Consider the following 4,096-nt stretch of genomic DNA (forward strand, 5'->3'; position numbering starts at 1 on the left):
GAAGCTCCGCTGCTGCCCACTCAAAGCTGGGCACCTCTGCAAGGCCATCGCTCTTCTGCAGAACTACGAAGTCGCCCGAGGATGAAAAGAGGTCAATATCCCGCACCACCACTGAAACTCAGAATTACCACTCGGCACAGGATCGTTACGAGATATCCCTCATCTCCCCAACGCCATTCTCTTACTCTTTCCTCTGCTATATCTCACCCGATCAAGGACCCTGATGAAGCTCTTCTTCGCAAGCCTCGCGACCACGGCCGCAGTCGTGTGCGCGGCAGCCGTACCCGCTCAGGCCGCATCCCTGGCAACCGTGCAGGCCGCCCCCGCGGACCCGGTGAAAGCCCTGAAGGCCCAACTGCTCCCGGGCAAGGGTGTCAAGATCACCGAATTAAGCAGCATCACCCTCGATTTCACCGCCAACGACCAGGCCATGCAGGTGCAGGTGAACACCCGCACCGACGGCACCCTGGCGTTCGGCAAGGGCAACGTGGCGGCCGCCGACCTCCGCGTCCGCATGTCCTCCCGTCAGAAGGCCGCCAAGCCGCCCTACCGGGTCATCGCCGAAGGCAGAAACGCGTACGTGACGAACGCCGGAATCGCCAAGGCGCTGCCCGCCGGTCGTCCCTGGATCGGCACGAGGACCGGCGACCACGAGAACTCCATCCTCGACACCGGCATCACGCCGGCCGACCTGACGTTCATGCTGGCCAACTCCTCCGAAGTGGCGACCGGCGAATACCAGGGCACCTCCACCCTCGCCGCCTACCGCCACAACAAGGCCGCCGGTGACGGCGACGTCGAATTCCACCTGTACTTCGACAAGAACAACCTGCTCACCCGCGCCGTCGTCGACAGCACATCCACTTCGGACAGCGACGCCTACGAGCAGATGGCCTTCCACACCGACACCAAGTTCTCAGGGTGGGGCGTCAAGACGAAGATCACCGCACCGGCGGCCACCAAGGTCATCAGCGAGAAGAAGCTCAACGCGAAGACCCGCCAGGCCGTCATCAAGGCCGGCTACCCCGAATTCGGCCCCTTCTGACCCCCACCACACTCCCGCCAGGGACCACTGCTGTACGGCCCCGCCGTACAGCAGCCCCCAACCCTCACCCGGTGTGATCCTCGAACTCCCACGCCCCGATCCGGCCGATCCTCTCCGCCAGCTCACCCCAAGTGGGCGCCTCCAGTACGGTAATCCGATCGCTCAGCCACTCGGTCACCTTGTCAGGATGAAGTTCGGCGACAAAGAGCCAGTGCCGACCGACGATAAAAGGCCGCTGCCCGAGTTTCTCCACGAGCGCCGACGGAGTACAGACGGTGAGCTGAAAGGGTGCCACGCCGTTGGCAGCGAACCCCCTGCCATGGCCGACAGGGAAATCTCAGCCGCTTCGGTACACAGCTTGGAAGGATTGCGACGACGACGTGGCCAAGGCAGGTCCGGCCAAGTTCACAAGCATGCGCAGCCGATTCTCCGGATGCTACTCCGGCCAGGTGGTCGCAGTGGATGCGGAGAGGGTGAACAATGCCCTGGTAGTCAAGGGCACCATCACCGGCGACATCACTCTGATCATGGACGCCGCCAATGATCAGCGAGCGATCACGATCCAGGCCAAATTCAACAACGTGGTTGGCAGCGGAACACTCTTGACCACGTCTGTAGGCCTGAAGCTCAAGACCAAGGGGCACCCGAACAGTAGTCACTGCCTACCGACACAGACCTCGCCGCCATTCGGCCCGAACCTCCGGGAGAAGTCCCAGGCATCGTGGAACACAAACCCGATCGAGAACTGGGGAATGAGCTCCACGTCGATCGGCGCGGAAGGCAAGGACCTGAAGTCGACCTGCCGGTTCTCCCTTCTCGTCAAGGTTACTCCGATCGCGAGCAAGGCCAAGTACGTCAACCTCTGGACGAAGGCCGGCGTCAGCGATAAAGAGTTCCAGGCCCGCTGCGATTCCGCAGCCTACGTCTACAGCCCTTCCGGCGGCTGCGTGTTCACCTATCGCAAGCCCTACATGGAGATGAGGCGGAACGACGTCAACGACAAGGGGGAGACCTGGGAAGAGCAATATGACCACCTCAAGAAGGCGCTGACCGACCCCAACACTGCTCCTACCTACCCAGCGCTCGGCGGGGTCTCCTTTCCCCACTCGGCCGGCCGAAGCAAAAACATGCCGGGGGGATCTGCCAGTAGGCCGATTCACCGCGTTGTAAGCGACCCGCTCTACGACCTCAACGCAGCTCAACGTAGTTTGTCCGACGCAGTATGCCGCAGGGAGATTTCAAGTACCTGGGTAAGTGACGTCAAGTATGACCCACTGGCCAAAAACTGCGACGAGTACCCGTTCGCTTCAACGGACGAAGGGTCCCTCGGGGCGAACCCTGACTTCAACTTCTCGGTCCTGTTGATCAGGGCCACTCACAACCAAGCTCACGGCCATGTCCTAGGCGCCTGGTACGGAAACAATCGCATTCCGAAGCGAGATGCTTTCTGGATCAAGCTCTCCTGAGATCAGTCGAAGAGGGGTAGGATAGCCACGCCCTACCCCTCTTCAACCTAAGAGGGCAGCTGGTAGACGAGGAGGGCCGGAAGCGTGGAGATTCCTCGAGTCGATTTCAGCTGGATCGCCTCTGGCTGGGAGTTGGGCGACATTTGGTGCCTGACCTTCGTGCGCGGCCTCGATGAGGCAGAGGCGCTACGGCGGATGGGCGTCGCAGAGGAGAGCATCCGGCCCTTGACCTACAGGGAACTGGCTGACGAAGGGCTGTTCCCGCACACGGTTCTCGCTGGGCGCCTTGAGGGTTGGGTTGTGCTCATCGAACGGAACGGCAGCCAGGCGACCGAACCTGACACCATACGTGCGCTGTCCGCCAAGACAGAGCTCATATCCGTACTACGGCACGACTACGCGACCGATCTGTTCGTTTATGCCATCGATGGAGATCGGCTGACCTCCTTCGATCCGAGGAAACCTGCGTGGAGGTACGGCAGCGATCCGGATCGTCTCCTGGACGCGATGGAGGCAGTGGGCATCCACCCGAATCACCTCTCAGGAGTGCATGCCACACCAGAGACAGATGATGAATGGGATACCGGCCCTCAAGCCCCGACAATGAGCGAAGCATTGATGCTCGCAGCCCGCATAACAGGCGTCCTAATGTCACAGGAGGTCTTGAACGCAGTGTTGCTGAGCGGCGTTATCGCTCATGAGGCAGAAGCCCCCTCAGGAGAGGCCGCCGGGCAACGAGAGGCAACATCGCTCAGGACATCCGACTTGTTTGCCGCAATTCGGCAAGCTGACCTGTAGGAGATTGGCCAGCCTGCGCTGACCTAGGGATCCTTGTCGCTAGGTGTACTGACCACAGAGGTTAGGTACGCGGCTGGCAGGTGGGCGACCGCCGAGTGCGGTGTGTGCTCGGTGGTGATTGTAGGTGTGGAGCCAGGATCGGAATGCTTGGCGGCGTTCGGTTTCGCTGGTGTAGGGCTGGGCGTAGGCCCACTCGTCGGCCAGGGTGCGGTGGAAGCGTTCGACTTTGCCGTTGGTCTGGGGCCGGTAGGGGCGGGTGCGTTTGTGGGTGATGCCCAGACCGGTGAGGGTGTCTCGCCACAGGTGGGACTTGTAGCAGGCGCCGTTGAGTTCCTAATGGATGTCAAGTCGGTGGGGCCGTAGCGTGTTGGATGGACGGTGAATCGCCCCGAATTTGATGGAGACCTCAGCGGTTGATTGCGATGGGTTCGTTGGGGTGGTGTTGAGCGTAGTAGAGACCTTCGAACTCCTCTGGTGGTAGGTGACCGATCGCTGAGTGCAGGCGGGTGGCGTTGAACCAGGCGACCCATTCGGCGGTGGCAAGCTCGACCGTCGGCCAGGCTGCGCCAGGGGCCTCGGGGCTTGATCAACTCGGTCTTGTAGAGGCCGATCTGCGATTCCATCAGGGCGTTGTCGAGCGCGTCGCCGACGGTGCCGATGGAGGCGTCGATCCCGGCCGCCAGCAGGTGCGTGGTGAACCGGAAAGACGTGTACTGCTCGGGTTCAAGGAGTCGTTGCAACACTGCTTGTCAGTGAGCATAGATGTTCGTTGAACGCCTCGGCGGGA

4 protein-coding genes and 2 pseudogenes are annotated in these 4,096 nt (G+C 61.5%); 3 read left to right on the forward strand and 3 right to left on the reverse strand.

The genetic code is table 11. The annotated features are described in order from the left end of the window. Nucleotides 1-223: 223 nt before the first annotated feature. Nucleotides 224-1,045: a hypothetical protein gene (locus tag ABZ815_RS52585; protein ID WP_357711078.1), complete on the forward strand. Its 822-nt coding sequence runs from the start codon at nt 224-226 to the stop codon at nt 1,043-1,045. A 64-nt stretch (nt 1,046-1,109) separates the two neighbouring features. Here the strand turns inward: ABZ815_RS52585 and ABZ815_RS52590 are convergent, their stop codons facing one another. Continuing rightward, nucleotides 1,110-1,340 carry an Imm8 family immunity protein gene (locus ABZ815_RS52590; RefSeq protein WP_357711080.1) on the reverse strand — a complete coding sequence of 77 codons (231 nt, stop codon included), beginning with the start codon at nt 1,338-1,340 and terminating at the stop codon, nt 1,110-1,112. Between the two features lie 85 nt (nt 1,341-1,425). Between ABZ815_RS52590 and ABZ815_RS52595 the strand changes: the two genes are divergently transcribed. Together ABZ815_RS52595 and ABZ815_RS52600 are read left to right on the forward strand one after the other, a co-directional pair. After that, entirely contained in the window at nt 1,426-2,511 is a 1,086-nt protein-coding gene (locus tag ABZ815_RS52595) for a NucA/NucB deoxyribonuclease domain-containing protein (protein ID WP_357711082.1), read from the forward strand. Between the two features lie 84 nt (nt 2,512-2,595). After that, nucleotides 2,596-3,309, forward strand: coding sequence for a DUF6461 domain-containing protein (locus ABZ815_RS52600; protein ID WP_357711084.1), 714 nt, complete (start codon nt 2,596-2,598; stop codon nt 3,307-3,309). 39 nt (nt 3,310-3,348) lie between these two features. Here ABZ815_RS52600 and ABZ815_RS52605 read toward each other — a convergent pair. Continuing rightward, a pseudogene (locus ABZ815_RS52605) lies at nt 3,349-3,636 on the reverse strand (integrase core domain-containing protein); the annotation flags it as partial. Between the two features lie 79 nt (nt 3,637-3,715). Further along, nucleotides 3,716-4,025 (reverse strand): annotated as a pseudogene (locus ABZ815_RS52610) (integrase core domain-containing protein); the annotation flags it as partial. Nucleotides 4,026-4,096 lie beyond the last annotated feature (71 nt).

Origin of the sequence: Nonomuraea sp. NPDC047529, assembly GCF_040642995.1 — a bacterium.
Lineage (GTDB): Bacteria > Actinomycetota > Actinomycetes > Streptosporangiales > Streptosporangiaceae > Nonomuraea.